We start from the raw sequence: 20076 nt of genomic DNA, 5'->3' as shown, positions 1-20076 counted from the left end.
AATGGCCAGATACAACACATTGATTAGATTAGGAAGTACATATGAATTCAGTTCCGAAGGCCGGAGAATTTCTGGGTCACCCTAAAGGCCTCTTCTTATTATTTGGTACCGAAATGTGGGAGCGCTTTGGCTACTACGGTATGCGTGCCATCTTAGTTCTTTATCTTGTAGCACAAGTTCAAAATGGTGGCTTCGGTTGGAGCAATGCCGACGCACTAAGCCTTTACGGCACATTTACGATGGCCGTTTATCTCACCCCACTGTTTGGTGGTTGGCTTGCAGATAACGTATTAGGTCAGCGCAAAGCCATCATTATTGGTGGTATTTTAATGGCTACAGGCCATTTTATTATGGGTATTCCTCACAGCGTTGTGGCAGGACAAGAAGTAAATGTCTTCTACCTTGGTTTAGCACTGCTTTGTTTAGGTAATGGCTTATTCAAGCCAAACATCTCAACAATGGTTGGTGATCTATATCAAGAAGGTGATAAGCGCCGTGACGGTGCATTTACTATCTTCTATATGGGTATCAACTTAGGTGGTGCATTAGGTCCACTTGTTGCGGGTTATGTAGCAGCAGTCGTTAACTGGCAGGCAGGCTTTATCGCAGCCGGTGTTGGTATGATCATTTCTGTGGTTATGCAGCTTATCTTAAGCCAGAAATACCTTGGCGATATCGGTAAAGTACCTTCGGCTAAACTTTCTCAACAGATGTCTGACTCACAGACTAAAGAACCGCTTACGAAGAAAGAAAAAGATCGTATCCGTGTTATTTTCACCATGAGTGTTTTCTCAATTATCTTCTGGATGGGTTTCGAGCAGGCTGGTGGTCTGATGAACCTATTCGCAAACGACTATACCAACCGTATGTTTATGGGCTTTGAGATCCCGGCTTCTTGGTTCCAGTCGCTTAACTCTATCTTCATCATTGTATTTGCGCCATTAGTAGCGATGATCTGGTTAAAGCTAGATAACAAAGAACCGAACTCTCCAGTGAAATTCGCAATTGGTCTGGTGTTCTTAGCACTTGGTTTCTTAACCATGATGCTTGCGCTTGCAACAGAAGGTGGTGAAGCGGGTGGCACACTTCAGATCAGCATGATTTGGTTAGTGTTGTTCTACATGTTCCACACACTTGGTGAACTATGTTTATCACCAATCGGTCTTTCTATGGTAAGTAAACTAGCACCGCTACGTTTAGCATCACTGCTAATGGGTATTTGGTTCCTATGTACGGCTGTTGCAAACAAGCTTGCTGGCCTTGTTGGCTCTTTCATCGGTGAAGGCCAAGAAGCAATGGAAAACGCGATGAGCATCTTCATTGGTTTAGGCGGCGTAGCCTTGCTGTCTGCTGTGTTAATGTATCTATTAAGCAACAAGCTTGTAGATTGGATGCACGGCGCTGAGGGCAAGCACGAGCCTCATACGCAAGAGCATTACCTAGCGGAAGAACTAGAAGTATCCGCTGAGAAGCAATAATATTTGCTGTAAACCACGCTGATTTAGCGTGGTTTACCTCTCCCCCAACAGCCAAATGTAAAGCTTTGAATACACTTAGCATCATTTCCCCTCTCAATTTAGCCGTCTGATAAAAATCCTCCCTCTCATATAACTCACCAATCAAAAACATAAAAAGCAAATAAAATCAAAATAATACAAAAACAAAGTTACAAAATACCCCACAAAACTCCTTGCTGTTTTTAGTCAAAATTCAAGCAAAAATAATTATCGTCACGCCTGTGTCAATTTTGTGTCTTTTACATGGCAATTGTGCAACTAAATTTACAAAGTCTCATACTGTTATTTACTGCCTCTAGCTTCCCCTTTGCAGTAATTTGATTAATCATCCAGTCATAAATACTAACAAGTCACCCAGTGCTTAATACGGGAGTAAAACAATGAGTGAAGTAAATAATCCACTAGGCCTAGTCGGCATCGAGTTTACAGAATATGCAACACCAGACGCTGATTACATGGATAAGGTATTCACTGACTTTGGATTCTCAAAACTAAAGAAATTTAAAGATAAAGATATCGTTTACTACAACCAGCACGATATTCACTTTTTGTTGAATAACGAGCGTGAAGGCTTCTCAGCACAGTTTGCTAAAAGTCACGGCCCGGCTATTTGTTCTATGGGCTGGCGTGTAGAAAATGCGCAAAAAGCGTTTGAAACCGCAGTTGAGCGTGGTGCAAAACCTGCGACTGATTCAACACACAAAGACTTACCATACCCAGCGATTTACGGTATCGGCGATAGCCTTATCTATTTCATCGAAAACTTTGGCGATAAAGGGTCAATCTACGAGCAAGACTTCGTTGACCTAGAAGAGCAAAAGGTTGTTGAAGACAAAGGCTTTAAGCGCATCGATCACCTAACAAACAATGTTTACAAAGGGACGATGGAAACTTGGGCTAACTTCTATAAAGACGTATTTGGCTTTACAGAAGTTCGTTACTTTGACATCAAAGGTCAAAAAACGGCGCTGCTTTCTTATGCACTTAAGTCACCATGTGGCACCTTCTCTATTCCAATCAACGAAGGTAAAGACGACAACAACAACCAAATCGATGAGTACTTAGATGAGTACAATGGTCCAGGTGTTCAGCATTTAGCATTTTTGACTGACGACTTGGTTAGTTCACTAGATAAACTAGACAAGAGCACTATTGCTACCTTAGACATCGTAGATCACTACTACGACACTATCTTTGACCGTGTGCCTTGGGTTAAAGAAGATAAAGAAAAGATCAAGCAGCACCAAATCCTAGTAGATAGCCAAAGCGAAGACTGCTACCTACTACAGATCTTCACTAAAAACCTGTTTGGCCCAATCTTCATCGAAATGATCCAACGTGTTGACGATGGCGGCTTTGGTGAAGGTAACTTCCAAGCGTTATTCGAGTCAATTGAACGCGACCAAGAGCGCCGTGGTGTAATCTAAACACACACATCAAATTAATAAAAAAGCAGCTAGCGATAGCTGCTTTTTGTGGTTTACCAAATTGCTATTACGACTTGAGTTTTTCACTTTTGACCATAACTCAAGTTGAAAGCCAAAATTAAAGGAAAGGCAATGTCTCAAATTAATGAAACACACGACATCCAATTAACAAGTTGGGTAGCTAGTGCGAATGCGACTGGAACTGATTTCCCTATTCAAAACTTACCTTTTGCAGTATTCCGTCGTAAGAACAGTAACGAAGAATTTCGCGGCGGTGTTGCGATTGGCGATCAAGTACTAGACCTTGGCGCAGTTGTTGACGCTAACCTATTTTCAGGTGACGCTGCTAAGGCCGCCGAAGCTGCAAATGCCCCAGCATTAAATGAATTTATGGGAATGGGCCAGCAGTACTGGTCAGCACTTCGACTTGCCCTGTCTCGTGCATTACGTGAAGGTTCTGAACTGCAATCAAGCCTTGAAGGTGCATTGGTTGCACAGGATGACGTAGAATACGCTCTACCTTGCCACATTGGCGATTACACTGACTTTTATACCTCAATCTACCATGCAACAGCGGTAGGTAGCCTGTTCCGTCCTGATAACCCGCTGCTACCAAACTACAAGTGGGTACCAATCGGTTACCATGGCCGTGCATCGTCTATTGATGTATCTGGTCAAACTTTCCCTCGCCCTAAAGGCCAAACCAAAGCACCAGATGCAGATACACCGTCATTCGGTCCTTGTAAGCGTCTAGACTACGAATTAGAGCTAGGTATTTACCTAGGTAAAGGTAATGAACTTGGCGACTCTATCGCAATTAAAGATGCTGAAGATCACGTTTTTGGTTTCTGTTTATTCAATGACTGGTCTGCACGTGACTTGCAAGCTTGGGAATATCAACCACTAGGTCCATTCCTTGCGAAAAACTTTGCTTCAACGGTTTCTCCTTGGGTTGTAACCACCGAAGCACTTGCACCATATCGTACTCAATGGCACCGTAATGAAAACGATCCACAACCGCTGGAATACTTAGAATCAACGCAAAACCGCGAGTCTGGTGCTATTGATATTCGCATGGATGTCTTACTAGAGACTGAAAAAATGCGTAGCGAAGGCGCTAAACCAAGCAAACTGTCTGAATCGAGCTTCAAGCACAGCTATTGGACGGTTGCGCAAATGGTTACACACCACACAGTGAACGGCTGTAACTTCCTACCAGGCGATATGTTAGGCTCAGGAACGCAGTCTGGTCCTGAGCATGTAGAAGCGGGTTCATTACTCGAACTATCACGCGGCGGCAAAGAAACTATCACGCTTGCAAACGGCGAAAAGCGTAAGTTCCTAGAAGATGGCGATAAAGTGATTATGCGCGGTTGGTGTGAAGCCCAAGGCTATAACCGTATCGGTTTTGGCTGTGTTGAAGGCACTGTACTTCCAGCAAAATAATCGCAATTATTCGTGCGTTAATCGCAATTTTATTTACTTTTAAATCAAAGGCATGATGATTTCATGCCTTTTTTTAGTTCTAAAAACTGGAAATTTGACTAAAAATTGTTAGAGTGTAGCGCTGATTTAAATCTGAGGTTGAATGTTGCAAGTACTCAAGCGCCTATATCTAAAGCTGTTTAAGCCGACTCAATTAATTGTTCGTCAAGACGCAACTGTCAAGATGTTAAAATTACCATCTTGGGTTCAAGCTTGCTCGATTTTGATTTTGCTCGCTGTCGCTATGTGGATAGCCAATGCCTCACTCAAATTACAAGAAAACGGTGACAAGCTTACTAAAGAGCAACAAAACTTAGCGCAGCTGCAAGCCAAGTGGCAAACAGAAAAATCACAGCTTCAAGCGCAATTAGCACAGCAAAAAGGCATGCTTGACCAACTGTCACAGCAACACAGTGTGCTTGAGTCATTGGTTGACTCGACTCAAACAACTGACGACAACGTAGCGGAAAGCGAGTTAGAAGAAACACCGACAGACCTTAACAGCTCACAACCAAGCACCACAACCGAATTTGCTCCACAAGCCAGTCTCCTACTCATTCAACAACGTCAGCTCAGCGAACAACTTGGGCAATCGTTCGGCGCTGAAATTGCCGCGATGCAAGAGTCCATCGACAGTGCGGGATTACAACTATCATCTGACTTCTCAGAAGCGCAAGGTGGCCCCTACTTCCAAGCCGACTTAGAATTGGTAGAAGCCAGCTTTATTAATGCCATTGACCAATACGCAGTTTATGCGCAGTTATCGACTATGATTGGCCAACTGCCAGATACATTGCCTGTCGCTCAGGAGAAATATTATGTCTCCAGCGCTTTTGGTTTTCGTAAAGACCCAATCACTGGCCGCCGTGCCTATCATAAAGGTATCGATCTCGCAGGTTGGCACAAAACACAGATAGTAGCCCCCGCTTCTGGTACTGTTAAACGAGCTGGGAAAAATGGCGGCTATGGCAACTTTATTGAAATTGAACACGCAAATGACATCACCACACGCTACGGCCACCTTCACACCATCAAGGTAAAAAAAGGCCAGCAAATCAATAAAGGTGACGTAATTGCACTAATGGGTAGCACAGGAAGAAGTACAGCGACGCACTTGCACTATGAAGTGATTCAAGGTAAAAAACACCTAAACCCAATTAAAATCGCTCGTGCATTCAATAAGTAACATCTAATTGCAATTACGCTGCGATAGTGAGGCATTCGTGTTTAATTCTTTTAAAAACCAACGAAACGACGTCCCGGCCATTATTGCTCAAAGCACTAAAGTCACGGGCGATATTGTCTGTGAAGGTGAGCTGCAATTAGATGGTACCGTCCATGGTAACCTCGACATCGAAAAACTAATCATCGGCAATAAAGGTTTAGTACAAGGTAATATCCAAGCCAATGAACTGACGATATTAGGCAAAGTGGAAGGTGATATTCATGCCAAACAAGTCACGCTGCTTCCTAGCGCTCAAGTGTTTGGCAATATCGAACACGAGACCTTAACGATTGAAGCTGGTGCGCATGTCGATGGTAAACTGACGCACCGTAACGAGCGAACCAATAACGTCACGGCAATTGACTCTACCGGTGATCAAACCATAAACAATTAAGATCTTTTCGCGCTGATATACATGTTAATGTCGGCGTGAAACACTTTCTCTCCCGCAGTATTAAAAACTTCCACCGGTACAACTAACTCTTCTTTATCTTGCCATGCTCGCGGGTATTCTATTTGCGCCACGGCATGCAGATCGGTCTCAGCTTTAGCTAAATATTGCACTGACATCCCCTTTGGGATCCAGCGATGGGTTTTATGGTCGATGGTTGCGTCTGTCATGACACCAGCACACAACTCCGCAAGATTACACTGAGCAATAGCGTGAACCGTACCTATGTGGTTATGAATGGCTTTACGGTTACGAATTGTGGCCCTACAAACGCCTGGCTTCAATTGTGTGATTTTAGGCTTAATGGTGCCAAAGTAAGGAGCCTTACGACATACCGCCTTACTGAACATCCATTTACCAAATGGCAACCAACTCATCCTTTTATAAATTTTTAAAAGTGGTGCAGACATAAGATTTTTTCTAAAATGATTTTGCTTAAAATTAACACATCTGACCAGTTAATCAACCGTCTGCAATTCTCAGCGAATAAAATATCTTAAAAATTTGCTAAATCGGCGCTTTGTCCTGTCTTTTCTCATTCTCCACAATACAATAACGGCCAAAAGGAGACGCCATGACCCAACCAAATTCAAAAGCACTGATTTTTATTCTCGCTTTACTTGTTATCTTTTGCCCTTTAGGTATCGATCTCTATCTACCTGCGTTTGTGGACATGCAGTCCAGCCTTCAAGTATCAGAAAGTCAAATTCAGCAAACCGTGAGTATTTATATGTTAGCTGTGGGTCTTGGACAATTGATAGCAGGTCCGCTTGCGGATAAATATGGCCGTAAGCCGGTTGCACTGGTTGGAATAATTTTATTTGCGCTTGGCGCAGTGATGGCAAGCACAGTCTCCACTTGGCCACTCATGATGGTAGCTCGAGTGTTACAAGGCCTAGGCGCTTGTGCCACATTCGTCAGCGCTTTTGCTATCGTTCGTGATAGCTTTGGACACAAAGGCAGTGGCCAAATGATCACTTACCTCAACGGTATTGTATGTTTTATCCCAGCGTTAGCGCCTCTTTTAGGTGCGTGGCTCACTGTCGAATTTGGCTGGCAGAGTAATTTTAGCTTTTTGTTTGGTTTTGCTATTGTTGGTCTCATCTTGGTTTCTCTTATCTATAAAGAGACTCGCCCCGAAGATACACATTACAGCGGTCATATCTTAGATTTGAGACGTTTTAAGCCGATGCTCAGTAGCACGACTTTCATTTACAATGCCGCCTTAGCGATGCTTGGTATGGCTGCAATGCTGGTATTTGTGATTTCGGCTCCGGGGTGGATCATGGCAAAAATGGGTGGCAGTGTTTCCGACTTCACGTTTTGGTTTACTGGCAATGCAGCGCTGAGTATTGTCGCAAGTTTCATTGCGCCCCACTTCATCAAGCGCAATAGCCAGAAGTCGCTTACCTTTGGCCTCGCCGTTTTTAGCTTTAGTGGCCTATTGTTACTGGCTTTGCCACAAACTGAAATAGCGCATTTTGTACTGCCTATGTATATGGCGTCAGTCGGCTTTGCATTTACAATTGGAGCAGCGGCAGGTAAAGCGTTATCTGGGTTTGCGAAACAAGCTGGGACGGCTTCAGCGTTGATTGGGGTATTACAGATGAGTGGCGCGGGGGTACTTGCAACCATGACGCAACCACTAGCATTGGATGCCCCTATTCAACTCGCGTTACACTTATTACTAGCGTTACCTTTCTTGCTATTGCTGGCTACGAAGCATCGCCACCAGCTTCACAGTGCAGCTTAAGCATTATTTATCGTAACGGTAGTAAAATTGTCACAACTAACAATGATAATAGTCATACAGACAGCATCAGTGTTAAAGGCGGCGGTACTTACGGCTACCAAGTGTGCGAACAAGGTAGCACTGCGGCCTGTTCAGCAACACAAACTGTTGTGTTTTAACTCCCAACCAACCAATTCAAGAATGCCGGTCTTTTGATCGGCATTTTTTATTCTACTACTCTCCCCCATCTTTTGTTGATAGCTTGTTCGGATCTCTCTTAAGATCTGGATAAAACGGGTAAACCTGTGACCACAGAAATTTGTTCATTTCCATTTCACTTCTACACTCTATAATGGATTTGGACAGTCACAGAAGGAGTTCATGAAATGAGTACATCGGGTTATACCCCACCTAAAGTTTGGCAGTGGCCATGGCAAAGTGGCGATGGTAGTAAATTCGCGAATATCAACCGCCCTACTGCAGGCGCACGATTCGAAAAGTCCCTACCGCAAGGCAAACACCCGTTACAACTCTACTCCCTCGCGACCCCAAACGGCGTGAAAGTGACTATCTTGCTAGAAGAGCTTTTAGCTGCCGGGGTAAAAGAAGCAGAATACGATGCCTTTTTAATTAATATCATGGAAGGTGAGCAATTTAGCTCAGGGTTTGTTGCACTTAATCCAAATTCTAAGATCCCCGCGTTATTAGATACCAGCACCAAGGAACCAACCAAAATCTTTGAATCTGGCTCAATTTTGCTTTATTTAGCTGAAAAGTTTCAAAAGTTCATTCCTCAGGATCCTACAAAACGCACAGAGTGCCTCAACTGGTTATTTTGGCAAATGGGGGCTGCGCCACTACTTGGTGGTGGATTTGGTCACTTCTATGCCTACGCACCCGAGCACTACGAGTATCCAATCAACCGCTACACGATGGAGGTGAAGCGCCAACTGGACTTACTAAATCAACATTTAGCCACAAGAGAATATATTTGTGGCGATGAATACACTATCGCTGATATGGCAATCTGGCCGTGGTATGGCGTGCTAGCCCAAGGGCACCTATACGATGCGGCAGAGTTTTTAGACGTCAATGGCTATGAACACGTGATCCGCTGGGCTGGACTCATCGCCTCAAGAGAAGCGGTCAAACGTGGAAAAATGGTAAATAAAACATGGGGAGAACCTCATGAGCAGCTTCATGAAAGGCACGACGCCAGCGACTTTGATACCAACACCCAAGACAAACTAGCGCCATAACCTTATCTTGGTTTAATTCTTGGTTTAACAAGGGTTAGCTTTATCTTCCGGGTTTGATTAGTCAGATTTAATCAAACCCGGTTGTCTGTGTATCAGAAAAGAATAGTGTTAGCACCTTGCTAGAAGCGCAAAACGCTTTTGCTGGTATCCTTCAACGGTTTTACAGCATTTTGGTCAGCACTTACTTATTAGAACATCGAACACATCTGCATTAGTGTTTACCCAAAGATATGAAATCCACTTTGTAATCTTCCGACGATCGCGACTAAACCGCTTCCCATTATCACACCTATCAGAAGCGTTCCGAAAATAAGACATACATAGAGTAATGTCCAAGCACTGGAAGCTTTTGAACTCGCCTGCTCCTCTGAAATATTGTCGGAACATCGGTAGATTCTACGCAGGCTTCTTTCCACCCCAAAAACAGTGCCACCGATCAAGCCAAAAAGCAGTGCGACCGCGAAAGTAATAACCCGATACTCTGGATTATCAAAACCATCCCATAAAAGAATAGCGCCGTTGCTCCAAGCTAACCCGGTACAGCCCCATGAGGCAAATAGATAGATTATCAGCATGCGTTTCATTGATTACCTACTTTCGGCAAAACGACTATTGAAAATAGTCTATCAGCGCTAATGATTGATGTTCAGTTTTATATGCTTCAATATCATAAAACTTAACAGCGTTTTCGTCGTAAAAATAGCTAACAAAGCAAGAGTGTTATCTCTAGATAGCTTATTAAGAATTAACCGAGATGTTTCTAATTCTGGAAATTGCACTTAAATTCTCTTTGAAACACCGTGCTCTGGGGCAAACCGAAGCGCAGCGTAGTTTTGTCCCTAGCAGAACCTGTTAGCTTTTTTTTGCACGATTTTTGATCCACCCAAATAGACCAATTATCAAACCTATAAATGCACCTACTAAGGCTTTGACAGCAACCTGCCCCCAATCAATTCCAGAAACACTGGACGGAACAGTTTCTTTAATACTTTCCTGGATACCTGATGGATTTGAATTAACCACGCTATTAACCCAATCATGAGAGGCGCTCTTACTCCATTCCAATGCTGATTCTTCTGCATAAGAGTAGAGAAATAGCGCTTTATTATAGAAACCGTGAATGACCAGCTAGAGAATATTTGGCAGTTAGAGCACTCAAGACATAGAAGTTTGCATGGAATGATATTAACAGTCTTAGGTGTGCTGATTGCATACAGCCACAAAGAAAAAACCATCAATTTCTGTTGATGAACTGATGGCTTAAACCGATCTCGGGTTAATTAATGCACTAAAGGTTAAAACGCACACCATTGATGCAGCTATTAGCTGTGGGTCGTATGAGGTATAGCGGTAGGGTGAGAATCGAACTCACATCACTGTCAGACAACCCCTTACCTATCGGGGTACACCGCAACAATTATTACCCAACAGCCAAGTGATTACAGTATGACCACTAGGATTGAAATACTCACAAGCGGTGATGCAACCAAGGCGCCTGAGCAAATAGCACAGCGCTTTGACGACCTGAGCGACCCAATGAACGAGATAGCCGCCATCATGGAAGGCGCAACGGAAGACGCCTTTTCCGAAAAACGCAGTCCAGTTACGGGTGAGCCATGGCTTGCTCTTAGTGAAAACGACCTAAAACAGAACCTCAAACGTGTTGGCGGGAAAATGCTACAGGTAAGCGCTGGCGGACTAGCTGCCAGTATTGCCGCAGATAGCGGCGCGTTTTGGGCGCAAATTGGGAGTAACAAGCCTTACGCTGCTATTTATAATTTTGGTGGTTTGCCAGAAATGGTTCCAGGGCCTGCTGCAATAGACCAGCGGCAATATCTGGGAGTAAGCCCTGGTGATGAAACCGATATTTTGGCTGTGTTAAGTAACTATTTTACCGAAAACTAAAAAACGCCTCAGAGGGCTTCTGAGGCGTTTTTACATGTTCAAGTGCTAGCGTTGGGTGTTGTTATAAGAGAAAAGCGCTTTAAAGGCGTTTCGAAACGTTTCTAAGGTAAGTTAAAAAGACTAAAGGAACTTAATAGGTCAAAATTGACCTATTATAAATAGAAGACTATCACTTATTGTGATATTTTTAGTGTATGAAAACGGTTTTCAAATAGTGAAAATTGTAACTAGGAGAGTCATTATGGGTTACCCCGCTAAAGTTATTGCTAATGCTTTTTTAGATAAAGCTGAGCAAGCTGGCACGACCTTAACTCCCATGAAGCTGCAAAAGCTGATCTATTATGCGCATGGATGGTATTTAGCAATAAAGAATCAACCTCTGATTGATGAGTATATAGAAGCTTGGGACTACGGGCCTGTTGTTAGCAGTGTTTATAGTGAGTTTCGTAATTTTGGAGCTGCTCCAATTTATAGCAGAGCAACTCTTTGGGATCAGCAGCAACAAAACTATGTTGTACCAAAGCCAAAACAAACTGATTGTGATTTACATAGCTTAATTGATGCAATTTGGAACAGCTACAGTCAGTACGATGCGTTAAAACTATCTGAGATGACGCATCTGGAAGGCGCCCCTTGGCATACAGTTAAGAAAAAATATCCAGACTTTAGAAACGTTCAAATCCCTAATGAGGTTATTTTTGATTATTTCAGTGCAATGTTACCTAAGGAAGAGGTCGCTAATTCCTAAATTCTGTTAGTATCAGTATGAAAGATGCGATTTAAGGAAGAAAGTATTTAATGAGTGATGAGAAGTTCAAGTCCATAAACTCAAAGGCAGAGGCCAACTCACAAACTCATGTGGTTGGCAATCCGCAGCTAGAGCAATTTCAGTATCAAAGAGAGGCGCTAAAAGCAGATACCCAGTTAAATACTCAGCAGATGGAACTCGGCTTTGTTGGCAAAATTATCGGTTCTGGTGATAACGCGAAAATGGCAGTAGTTTTCTTGACTCTTTTTTTCATGTTGTCATCTATAGCCGTTTTAGTTTTCACTAAAGACATGAGTAACAGTGTTACTTTTCAGACTGTCACCTTATTGATGAATGTTGTATCAGCAACTCTTGGCTATATATTTGGGCAAAAATCAAAATAGCGAAAGGAGCGCACAGCTCCTTTAGACCTTCCTCCCCACAAGACCAAACAGAACATACTAAGCACGTCTTAGGCTTGGACAGTACTCACAGCACATCCCTACATATTAAGCATATTATTAATGCTGCATATCCAAAAGGGAATATAAAGTAAGGTGTCACCTTCCCATAAAATGAGACATTCATAATTGGAGTTTTCTGCAATCATTAAAGCAGGAGACTAACTATGAAAAAATCACGTTTTACCGAATCACAGAGCATTGCTGTCCAAAACAAAATCTTAACAATTCAGTGATGTAGATTTCGCCAGAACCCTGTATTATAAGCCAGTTAAAAGCTTTGGAACGGGTGCGCCTGTAATTGAAGCGAATGGATACTAAAATCAATAACTGTGCTTATGGAACTTTTTGCGCGAATGGAATGATATTATGATCAAGAAAACCGCCATCATCATTGCAATATTGGCTGCTATTAGCGGCTGTAAATCGCTGGTTTATAAAGGTAATAAACTTTACGAAGCAGGAATGTACCGCCAAGCTGCTGAATACTATTCACAAGCACTCGCGGAAGACCCTGAGGATCTTGAAGCGAAACAAGGTTTAACACTGGCGCGAGATAAGCTTATAGATAAAGGTCTTATCGATGTCCGTATGCTGCGTTTGGCAAATAACTACACCGCAGCTGCAACTAGGCTAGAAGAAATCGTAAAAAACCAAGCTCAATGGCAAATGAAACCGAATGGCGCAATGGCAAATACCCAAAGAGAAGAGCTGGATTACGTGAGGCAATGGCTACTCGACGAAGCCCGCTCGCTATCAAACACGCCCTATCCCGACAAGTTTAAGCTGTTTGAACATAATTATCGCCATCTGATCAGCAATGCGCAATTAGCAAGCGCCATGAGCACCCACTATGACACGCTAAGAACGCAAGCGCAGAAAAAGTGTGATGAAATTGCAGGACAAGTCAGCGGACAGCGCTTCTATTTAAAAAGTTTTACGGAAAAATACTGTTTAGCGTGGCAAACTCCAAAGCGTTTACGTGTAGATAACCAAGATAAAAGTCGTTATTTTGCAATGAACATAAGAGATCGTGTTGATATTGGCTTGCGCTTTGGCAACTCAATCAGAGGACAATACAGTGCATTTATCTCAAGCCTAAATACGGCATTTAATAATAGCCTCTGGTTTGATAGCGAAGGCAGTAAACAGCTTTCATTAGAACTATACGTTGATGCGGACTATTACCGCAATAGCAACCAATATATTCAGCGTAAGCATTATCAGCAGGAAGTTGAACGACCAGACCCAAATAATTCAAATAACACACACACTGTCGAAGTCACACGAGAATTTACTTATCCGGTGACCATCTATGATGAGAAATTTGATATCAATGTTAATTATGAGGCGAGTTTAGCCCATCGTTATATCAAAGGCAGTGCAAGCGATAGTAAGCATAATAAAACACGTGCACATCAGGCTGATTTTGAGCAACTTGATATCACACCGCTGTCTCCCGACTTTCTTAATCTTTCACAGATAACAGAAAAGACCTTTGACGAATTACTCAAAAAGTTCTCTCAAGATCTTACGCTGACTTGGAAGCAAAATTACTGTGGACAGGCACTTGGCACCAATAAAGGTGAAAATATTCTACGCTGTGCCAAGCTTGAGCCCGAGCATGATTATATCAACCGTTGGTTTGACCAGCACTTTGGGATCAAGTACTCAGATATGACGACTTTATACGGTATTTAAAGCTTAGAATGAGTTTTGAAACTCGCCAAAAAGCCGAAAAATGATTATATTGTGCCAACTTTATTTGTATTAGGAATTAAGCTATGCCAAAGGCAAGTGAAATAAAAAAACATGCCGCGATCGAGTATAACGGCCGCGTAATGATTGTTCGTGACATTGAGCGCTCAGTACCACAAGGTCGCGCTGGTGGTAGCCTATACCGTATGCGTATGTACGATGTAGTAGATAACTCTAAAGTAGATGAAACTTTTAAAGCGGAAGAGATGCTGACACTTGCAGATCTTAACCGCCGCCCTGCAATGCTTTCATATGTAGATGGTGATGAATATGTGTTTATGGATGATGAAGATTACACGCCATACCACCTAAATAAAGAGTCTATTGCTGAGCAATTGCTATTTATCGATGAATCAACGAAAGGTTTATCTATCGTCGTGGTTCAGGGCATGCCTGTTTCTATCGACTTGCCTTCAAGCGTAGAGCTTGTGATTGAAGATACTTCACCTTCAATCAAAGGTGCATCTGCAAGTGCTAGAACAAAGCCAGCGACATTAACGACAGGCCTTGTTGTTCAAGTTCCTGAGCATATTTCAAGCGGTGATAAAATTAAGATCAACACTGCTGAATCTAAGTTCATGGGCCGTGCAGAATAAGCCCATTGCGCTTTTGATAGCGAGCCGTAGTGCTCGCTATCGTCTAAAAATCCCCAAGTTTTCTTTGCAGCAGTAGTGCCATTCTATAATTTTGGCCTTACTCTTAAAAATCGCGCGAAACGCGGTTTACCAAACTTAGTATATCCTTGATATCGATAGGTAATTTGGCTACCAATCGGTGGTGGTGATGCGCGCTCTTCGTCGCTAAACCCCGACCCAACTTTAAACTCCATACCTTGTTCATCTCTCACCAATAGCGATCCCATCATCCCTTGGTACTTTCCCTTACCGGGTAAATGCTTAATCACGATGGCTTCGTCATCAAGGTACGGCTTGTATTTTAGTACGTTGGTTGTTCTTCCATCTTCGTGCTTGGCATTTTTAGCATGCAAAATAACCCCTTCACCGCCTCGCTTTAAGACACCATGATAATAGTCGTTTAGCTCATCAACGGAGCCAAATGATAGCTGCTTGACGGGTTTAATGTGTGATAACTCAATATGGCTTAGTAGGCTTAAGTAACGCTCATGACGCTGAGAGAATATTTCTGTAGAATTTGGCGCATCAAATACATAATAAGTCACTTGACGCCAGTGTTCATTATTAGGCGAATGGCGTCTTGCTATCGCGCTCACAAAAGCGAAGTTATTGTACCCAGCCCACAACTCACCGTCTAACCATGTATCAGGTAGCCCTTGCGTAAACCAGTCTGGCGCCTTAATTAAGTGACCGCCACGCGTACGCAGTTGCGAGCCATCCCAAATGGCCCTAACACCATCGAATTTTTCACTAACAAGATAATTAGAAATATCTTCGTCGCCTTGATATACCGAAGCGAGCTGGATTTTTGTGTGGGTTTCATTTCCATAAAGGAGATTGGAAAAACCTAATAATAGACAGAACAAGAATGGTACATATCGCATAGCATAATCCTTTGCAGTGGATAGTTAATACCAGTGCCCTGTACTAATACCGATTGGCATACTCTTGAGCCGTTTAGAGTCACTGATATAAAAAATTAACAAATTTCATGCTTAAAGATTGCATAAGAATCGACGTTTGTAAAATCGAATAGCTTTGACTAACAGTCCCTGTTTATACCAATTGCTATTACCTTTCAGGGCAAAGCCAGTCAAAAACCGCTTCGAGATCGGTAAATGAATGATCGGCAAGACTTAAATCTTGTTTATTAGAGTGTATATTTGGTACGACAATCGCAGTTAACCCAGCTTCCTTGGCGGAGGTTAGTCCTGTGCAGGTGTCTTCTATTGCCACCGCTTCGTGTGGCGCAATGTTTAGCGCAGCGAGCGCCTTGCGATAAGGTTCTGGATGAGGCTTCGGCTGTTCGACATCGTCTTTGCACACAATGACAGAAAATAACTCTAATAACCGATAGTGTTGTAAAACAGGAAGCGCTTCCGCTTTGCTACTTCCTGTTACGAGTGCGATTGGACAACGCATTGAGGTTAATTCAACGACTTGCTTTGCAAAATGCATCAATCTAGGGAGAACTTCCGCAGCGGTTGCGACAAAGACGACATTTTTTTCATCACATAAATCGCGGGCAGAAGGCGCAAGTTGGTGTCTTTCTTTGAGTATATACGCGGCTTTAAGCGTTGGTACACCCGAAAACTCATCACAAAAGTCATGCTCCGTATAAGTAATCTGATACGGGGCTAACACCTTCATCCAACTTTGGTAATGGAGTGCTTCTGAGTCAACTAATGTACCGTCAAAATCAAATAAAACTGCCCGAAAACGCATTTACACTCCTTAAATTGGTTGTATTAATTAACCATTGATCCCTGCTGGTGGCTCAGCTGTGGCTTCTTCACCGCTATCAACTTCAACTAATGTATAGCCTCGTGGCTGTCTAATCACTTTTAGAACTGGCTTATCGAAAGCTGACTTCAGTCTATCAGCGTCCGCTTGCAACTCTTCCATCGAACGACCAAAGGGTGCAGCCCCCGTTTCAGACCAATTCGTTACCTTACCATTTAAGTTATATTCCACTTCATGGATTTGATATAAAGCCGCTTCGTCTTTTGTTGCTTCACAATATATCACTCGATAATTCCAAAAACCTGACATATCCACTCCTAACATAAAAATTTCATTAAAAAGCCCGCTTAATGCGGGCTTTAGATACTCTATTATAATCACTGTAGCGTGAATTAGAAGAATTTCACCTTGAATTCAGCACCAATGAAGCGCGCTTCATTTAGCATACCTGTGTTGTTATTGAAATCTACACCACCGATAACCACTTGCTCGTCAAATAGATTACGAACAAAAGCAGATACTTCATATTCGTTATCGCCTTCAGACCACATATAACCAGCACGAAGACCTGTTTCAAACAACGCTTCACCTTCAAATTCTACTGATTTGTATAAGAAGAAGTCTACTTCACTACGGTAAGACATATCACCATATACAAAGAACTCGCCGCCTTCTAACTCTTTGGTGTAGCGAAGTGTTGCGTTTGCGATCCACTCAGGAGCGTGAGGTAGGCTATTACCATCCAAAATTGCTCGGGCCTCTGGGCCGTTAGCGCCCTCAACCATATAGGTCGGATCTGTAACGGTACACTGTGCACAAACCGCAACTGCTAAGTTTTTATCTTCCAACTCAGTTTTGTTATAGCTTAGGTTAAACGTTGCATTTAGCTCATCCGTTAACACCCACTCTGTATCAAGTTCGAAACCATAACCTGTTGTTTTATCAGCATTCACTAAGCGGTTGAAGTTTGAGCCGCCACCTACAGCCGTTAGCTGTTGGTCGTCCATCTGATAGTAGAATACCGTCGCGTTTACACGACCTTGGCCATCAAGTACGTCTGACTTAATACCAGCTTCAATCGAGTTGGTAGTTTCTGACTTAGCAACAGTTACTTCATCACCGAACAAAATACGGCCTTGAACACTTGGAGCACGGAAGCCGTTAGCAAGACGACCAAACAAGTTTACGTCATCAGTTAGCTTGTAAGTGGCACTTAAATCCCAGCTTACATGGCTATCGCTTGGGTTAGCGGTACCATCAAGTACATCAGGAGAGCCATTCCAAGGTGTTGGGTTTTTAGTACGTTTAGCGTAAAACTCTTTCTCATCGTCAGAATAACGCAAACCAGCTGTTACTTTTAAGTCATCAGATACGGTGTAATCAAAAGAGCCGAATACCGCCCATGCTGATGTATCTTGATCTTGGTAAGCGTAACCGTTTTGCACGCCATACTGGGCATACGCGGCATCATAGCCATTCGTATCGAAGCTATAGCTTTCAATCATGAGATCTTCTTCAAATAAGAAGAGACCTACCTGATAGTTATAGTCGCCTGAAAAGTTGCTTGATAAACGAAGTTCTTGCGTATACTGGTTGTGCTCAGGAATAACATCAGCTGTTTCAGAAGTGAAAATAATCAAACCAGGACCTGAAACGCCAGCATTATTTGGGCCGTAACCACCGTCAACGTCTGCACGAGAATAGATTTCAGCACTTTCCCAAGCAGTAATTGACGTTACAGTATGCTCAGGTAAATCCCACTCAAGCTTTAGACTCAAACCTTGAGTTTCAACCTGTTGCGTTGAGCGAGAGGCTGCATCGTGATATACCACATCGTTGTCATACAATGGGTTAATGTTGTTTGTGCCAGCTTCAATTAAATTTGCGCGAAATGCAATTGGGCGACCATCTAAATCACGGTAGTGGTAGTTAAGTAGGCCGTTAAAATCATCGCCTTCATATAGGAATTGAACACGAACGGCTTGCTCGCTGTAACCACCTAGAGAATCTTCTTTTTCGAAACCCGGCGCTTTTACATCGATATAGTCTTCTTGTTCCTGCCACAATGCAGAAATACGCGTTGATACACGATCAGTTACTGAGCCGCCTACTGCGCCTTCAAAGTCTACCGCACCGCGGCTACCATAAGAAACAGCAGCATAGCCATCAAACTCTTGGCTTGGTCTAACTGTGTCAAATTTAACAAGACCTGCTGGCGTATTGCGACCAAATAGCGTGCCCTGAGGACCTCGTAATACTTCAATACGTGCAATATCGAATACAGGGAAGCCTTTTAGAATAGGGTTTTCTTGAACCACTTCATCAACAACCAAAGATACAGGTTGAGAAGCATTTAGATCGAAGTCTGTGTTACCTAATCCACGTACATAAAAACGTGGGAAAGTACGACCAAACGAAGATTCTACCGATAAACTTGGGATCTTCGCATTCATAAAGCGAATGTCCATACCCGCTGAGCTGTAAGCATTCAAGTTATCACCTTGAAGCGCTGAAACAGACACAGGTACTTCTTGTGCGTTTTCAACACGTTTACGTGCGGTAATTTGAATAACTTCTAGTTGATTTTTTTTGGCTTGCTCTTCTTCAGCAAGTGCAGAAAATGAAGTACCTGCCACAGCAGAGAACAACGTAGCATTAATAAGGGTAGCTAACGTAGATCTTTTCATTGCTTTCATGTTGGTTTTCGACCTTTTAGTGCACTCTTTGTTCAACGGTTTAAAATTTGGGCGCCGTTTCACTTAGGCGTGAACGTTCAATTTTTCGCGATTTGAATATAATAACGCGGACCTTACAGTCGAGAGTGCGATACAACTTTGTAAGGCTGAACGAGACGGCGGTAATTATAGCAGGTAATTTCTACTTTGCTTTATAAACCGAACTAAAAAATCAATTTTTTTGCAACTTTCAGCGACGTTAGCTGACAGTTTACAACATTTAGCAACAAAAAACACAAAAAAGCGGACAATTGTCCTTTAAACTTAATAGTATATAAGTTCCAAAAAACCACCTTTACCGATAACAGAACCATAACACAGCGGTCGAAACTGTGCCGGTTACCTAAACAATACAAATTTGCGCCCAAACAAACGTATTGGCCATATCGGAAACCATGATTGCAATGCCAATGATATGACACCGGTGTAATGATAAAGTTCAAACAAAATTAAAAAGAGGACATTAGACCGATTAAAGGGAAGTTTTAGCCTTTCTATGCCAATTATGAATAAAAAGCTTAAGGTAACTGCATTGATGTAAACTCCGCTCGACCTGTTTGCTCATTGTACTCAATGATAGCAACAGCTGCGGTTGAGAAAATAGGCATCGTATCAGGACACAAACGATCGACTAAATAGCTGACAATCGGCATATGTGCAACCAAAATCCAAGTTTGATATACGGGATACATAGACATAAGCGTTTCTAGATAATCGATAGCTGTGTGTGCTGAACCACTCGGCACTATGTCTGAACAGGTTTCAATAAATTTGGGAGTTTGAGGTGCAAGTACTTGCTCCGCTGTTTGTTGTGCTCTGACGAAGGGGCTTACAAGCGCAGCATCTATCTCAAAGTACTGTTTCAACCACTGACCCATATCCTTGGCTTGCTTTAGCCCCTGCTCGGTTAAGTTTCTACTCGCATCATCAGCCTGCATAGGTTCAGCCTCACCATGACGCATTATTAAGATAGTCTTCATACTGTTCAGCACCTT

General features: G+C 42.7%; 20 protein-coding genes and 1 pseudogene. 13 read left to right on the top strand and 8 right to left on the bottom strand.

The genetic code is table 11. The features are described from left to right. Positions 1 to 41 precede the first annotated feature (41 nt). From MHN32_RS05715 to MHN32_RS05695, 5 genes are all read left to right on the top strand, one after another. Positions 42 to 1478 carry a peptide MFS transporter gene (locus MHN32_RS05715; protein WP_095726716.1) on the top strand — a complete coding sequence of 479 codons (1437 nt, stop codon included), beginning with the start codon at positions 42 to 44 and terminating at the stop codon, positions 1476 to 1478. Between the two features lie 419 nt (positions 1479 to 1897). Continuing rightward, positions 1898 to 2944, top strand: coding sequence for a 4-hydroxyphenylpyruvate dioxygenase (hppD, locus tag MHN32_RS05710; RefSeq protein ID WP_010606040.1), 1047 nt, complete (start codon positions 1898 to 1900; stop codon positions 2942 to 2944). 132 nt (positions 2945 to 3076) lie between these two features. After that, positions 3077 to 4390: a fumarylacetoacetase gene (gene fahA, locus MHN32_RS05705; protein ID WP_239421156.1), complete on the top strand. Its 1314-nt coding sequence runs from the start codon at positions 3077 to 3079 to the stop codon at positions 4388 to 4390. A gap of 142 nt (positions 4391 to 4532) precedes the next feature. Then, positions 4533 to 5615, top strand: a complete 1083-nt coding sequence (locus MHN32_RS05700; RefSeq protein WP_239421155.1) for a M23 family metallopeptidase — start codon at positions 4533 to 4535, stop codon at positions 5613 to 5615. 37 nt (positions 5616 to 5652) lie between these two features. Then, a complete protein-coding gene (locus MHN32_RS05695; RefSeq protein WP_239421154.1) occupies positions 5653 to 6048 on the top strand; it encodes a polymer-forming cytoskeletal protein in 396 nt (131 codons plus the stop codon). Here MHN32_RS05695 and MHN32_RS05690 read toward each other — a convergent pair. Beyond that, the gene (locus tag MHN32_RS05690; protein ID WP_010606036.1) at positions 6045 to 6515 is read right to left on the bottom strand and encodes a hotdog fold domain-containing protein; all 471 of its coding nucleotides are present in this window, start codon (positions 6513 to 6515) and stop codon (positions 6045 to 6047) included. The genes MHN32_RS05695 and MHN32_RS05690 overlap by 4 nt on opposite strands. Before the next feature lie 164 nt (positions 6516 to 6679). On the opposite strand from MHN32_RS05690, the gene MHN32_RS05685 reads away from it, so the two are divergent. Next, complete coding sequence (locus tag MHN32_RS05685) at positions 6680 to 7858, top strand: multidrug effflux MFS transporter (RefSeq protein WP_239421153.1); 1179 nt, start codon at positions 6680 to 6682, stop codon at positions 7856 to 7858. Positions 7859 to 8223: 365 nt separating this feature from the next. Next, on the top strand, positions 8224 to 9096 hold the full coding sequence (yghU, locus tag MHN32_RS05680; RefSeq protein ID WP_102057412.1) for a glutathione-dependent disulfide-bond oxidoreductase: 873 nt from the start codon (positions 8224 to 8226) through the stop codon (positions 9094 to 9096). 218 nt (positions 9097 to 9314) lie between these two features. On the opposite strand, the gene MHN32_RS05675 is transcribed toward yghU, so the two are convergent. After that, the gene (locus MHN32_RS05675) at positions 9315 to 9680 is read right to left on the bottom strand and encodes a hypothetical protein (RefSeq protein ID WP_239421152.1); all 366 of its coding nucleotides are present in this window, start codon (positions 9678 to 9680) and stop codon (positions 9315 to 9317) included. A gap of 268 nt (positions 9681 to 9948) precedes the next feature. Beyond that, a complete protein-coding gene (locus MHN32_RS05670) occupies positions 9949 to 10161 on the bottom strand; it encodes a hypothetical protein (RefSeq protein WP_102057414.1) in 213 nt (70 codons plus the stop codon). A gap of 33 nt (positions 10162 to 10194) precedes the next feature. Here MHN32_RS05670 and MHN32_RS05665 point away from each other — a divergent pair. The 6 genes and pseudogenes from MHN32_RS05665 to yeiP all read left to right on the top strand — a co-directional run. Continuing rightward, a pseudogene (locus tag MHN32_RS05665) lies at positions 10195 to 10360 on the top strand (transposase); the annotation flags it as partial. Positions 10361 to 10542: 182 nt separating this feature from the next. Continuing rightward, positions 10543 to 11001, top strand: a complete 459-nt coding sequence (locus MHN32_RS05660) for a phage virion morphogenesis protein (RefSeq protein ID WP_239421151.1) — start codon at positions 10543 to 10545, stop codon at positions 10999 to 11001. Positions 11002 to 11242: 241 nt separating this feature from the next. Continuing rightward, the gene (locus MHN32_RS05655; RefSeq protein ID WP_010606029.1) at positions 11243 to 11749 is read left to right on the top strand and encodes a type II toxin-antitoxin system antitoxin SocA domain-containing protein; all 507 of its coding nucleotides are present in this window, start codon (positions 11243 to 11245) and stop codon (positions 11747 to 11749) included. Positions 11750 to 11799: 50 nt separating this feature from the next. Then, positions 11800 to 12153 (top strand): hypothetical protein, encoded by a 354-nt coding sequence (locus tag MHN32_RS05650; protein ID WP_010606028.1) that lies wholly within the window; start codon positions 11800 to 11802, stop codon positions 12151 to 12153. 426 nt (positions 12154 to 12579) lie between these two features. After that, complete coding sequence (locus MHN32_RS05645) at positions 12580 to 13911, top strand: tetratricopeptide repeat protein (RefSeq protein ID WP_102057415.1); 1332 nt, start codon at positions 12580 to 12582, stop codon at positions 13909 to 13911. 83 nt (positions 13912 to 13994) lie between these two features. Continuing rightward, positions 13995 to 14564: an elongation factor P-like protein YeiP gene (gene yeiP, locus MHN32_RS05640; RefSeq protein WP_010606026.1), complete on the top strand. Its 570-nt coding sequence runs from the start codon at positions 13995 to 13997 to the stop codon at positions 14562 to 14564. Positions 14565 to 14647: 83 nt separating this feature from the next. Here the strand turns inward: yeiP and MHN32_RS05635 are convergent, their stop codons facing one another. The 5 genes from MHN32_RS05635 to sixA all read right to left on the bottom strand — a co-directional run bounded on the left by MHN32_RS05635 (position 14648) and on the right by sixA (position 20061). Further along, a complete protein-coding gene (locus tag MHN32_RS05635) occupies positions 14648 to 15487 on the bottom strand; it encodes a DNA ligase (RefSeq protein ID WP_010606025.1) in 840 nt (279 codons plus the stop codon). Positions 15488 to 15674: 187 nt separating this feature from the next. Beyond that, complete coding sequence (locus MHN32_RS05630; RefSeq protein WP_239421150.1) at positions 15675 to 16328, bottom strand: HAD family phosphatase; 654 nt, start codon at positions 16326 to 16328, stop codon at positions 15675 to 15677. A gap of 27 nt (positions 16329 to 16355) precedes the next feature. Beyond that, positions 16356 to 16655 carry a hypothetical protein gene (locus MHN32_RS05625; protein WP_010606023.1) on the bottom strand — a complete coding sequence of 100 codons (300 nt, stop codon included), beginning with the start codon at positions 16653 to 16655 and terminating at the stop codon, positions 16356 to 16358. 83 nt (positions 16656 to 16738) lie between these two features. After that, positions 16739 to 19042 (bottom strand): TonB-dependent receptor, encoded by a 2304-nt coding sequence (locus MHN32_RS05620; protein ID WP_227386888.1) that lies wholly within the window; start codon positions 19040 to 19042, stop codon positions 16739 to 16741. A gap of 557 nt (positions 19043 to 19599) precedes the next feature. Beyond that, a complete protein-coding gene (gene sixA, locus MHN32_RS05615; RefSeq protein ID WP_010606021.1) occupies positions 19600 to 20061 on the bottom strand; it encodes a phosphohistidine phosphatase SixA in 462 nt (153 codons plus the stop codon). Positions 20062 to 20076: the final 15 nt, after the last annotated feature.

This window comes from Pseudoalteromonas sp. Of11M-6, from assembly GCF_022347905.1.
Taxonomy (GTDB): domain Bacteria; phylum Pseudomonadota; class Gammaproteobacteria; order Enterobacterales; family Alteromonadaceae; genus Pseudoalteromonas.
This window is presented reverse-complemented; position numbering and strand designations above follow the sequence as displayed.

Coding starts and splice junctions, on each gene's coding strand:
- MHN32_RS05630 (WP_239421150.1), bottom strand. CDS start 16,328: ATGCGTTTTCGGGCAGTTTTATTTGATTTTGACGGTACATTAGTTGAC.
- yghU (WP_102057412.1), top strand. CDS start 8,224: ATGAGTACATCGGGTTATACCCCACCTAAAGTTTGGCAGTGGCCATGG.
- MHN32_RS05675 (WP_239421152.1), bottom strand. CDS start 9,680: ATGAAACGCATGCTGATAATCTATCTATTTGCCTCATGGGGCTGTACC.
- MHN32_RS05655 (WP_010606029.1), top strand. CDS start 11,243: ATGGGTTACCCCGCTAAAGTTATTGCTAATGCTTTTTTAGATAAAGCT.
- MHN32_RS05700 (WP_239421155.1), top strand. CDS start 4,533: ATGTTGCAAGTACTCAAGCGCCTATATCTAAAGCTGTTTAAGCCGACT.
- MHN32_RS05660 (WP_239421151.1), top strand. CDS start 10,543: ATGACCACTAGGATTGAAATACTCACAAGCGGTGATGCAACCAAGGCG.
- MHN32_RS05690 (WP_010606036.1), bottom strand. CDS start 6,515: ATGTCTGCACCACTTTTAAAAATTTATAAAAGGATGAGTTGGTTGCCA.
- MHN32_RS05645 (WP_102057415.1), top strand. CDS start 12,580: ATGATCAAGAAAACCGCCATCATCATTGCAATATTGGCTGCTATTAGC.
- MHN32_RS05620 (WP_227386888.1), bottom strand. CDS start 19,042: ATGAAAGCAATGAAAAGATCTACGTTAGCTACCCTTATTAATGCTACG.
- MHN32_RS05635 (WP_010606025.1), bottom strand. CDS start 15,487: ATGCGATATGTACCATTCTTGTTCTGTCTATTATTAGGTTTTTCCAAT.
- fahA (WP_239421156.1), top strand. CDS start 3,077: ATGTCTCAAATTAATGAAACACACGACATCCAATTAACAAGTTGGGTA.
- hppD (WP_010606040.1), top strand. CDS start 1,898: ATGAGTGAAGTAAATAATCCACTAGGCCTAGTCGGCATCGAGTTTACA.
- MHN32_RS05715 (WP_095726716.1), top strand. CDS start 42: ATGAATTCAGTTCCGAAGGCCGGAGAATTTCTGGGTCACCCTAAAGGC.
- MHN32_RS05685 (WP_239421153.1), top strand. CDS start 6,680: ATGACCCAACCAAATTCAAAAGCACTGATTTTTATTCTCGCTTTACTT.
- yeiP (WP_010606026.1), top strand. CDS start 13,995: ATGCCAAAGGCAAGTGAAATAAAAAAACATGCCGCGATCGAGTATAAC.
- MHN32_RS05650 (WP_010606028.1), top strand. CDS start 11,800: ATGAGTGATGAGAAGTTCAAGTCCATAAACTCAAAGGCAGAGGCCAAC.
- sixA (WP_010606021.1), bottom strand. CDS start 20,061: ATGAAGACTATCTTAATAATGCGTCATGGTGAGGCTGAACCTATGCAG.
- MHN32_RS05625 (WP_010606023.1), bottom strand. CDS start 16,655: ATGTCAGGTTTTTGGAATTATCGAGTGATATATTGTGAAGCAACAAAA.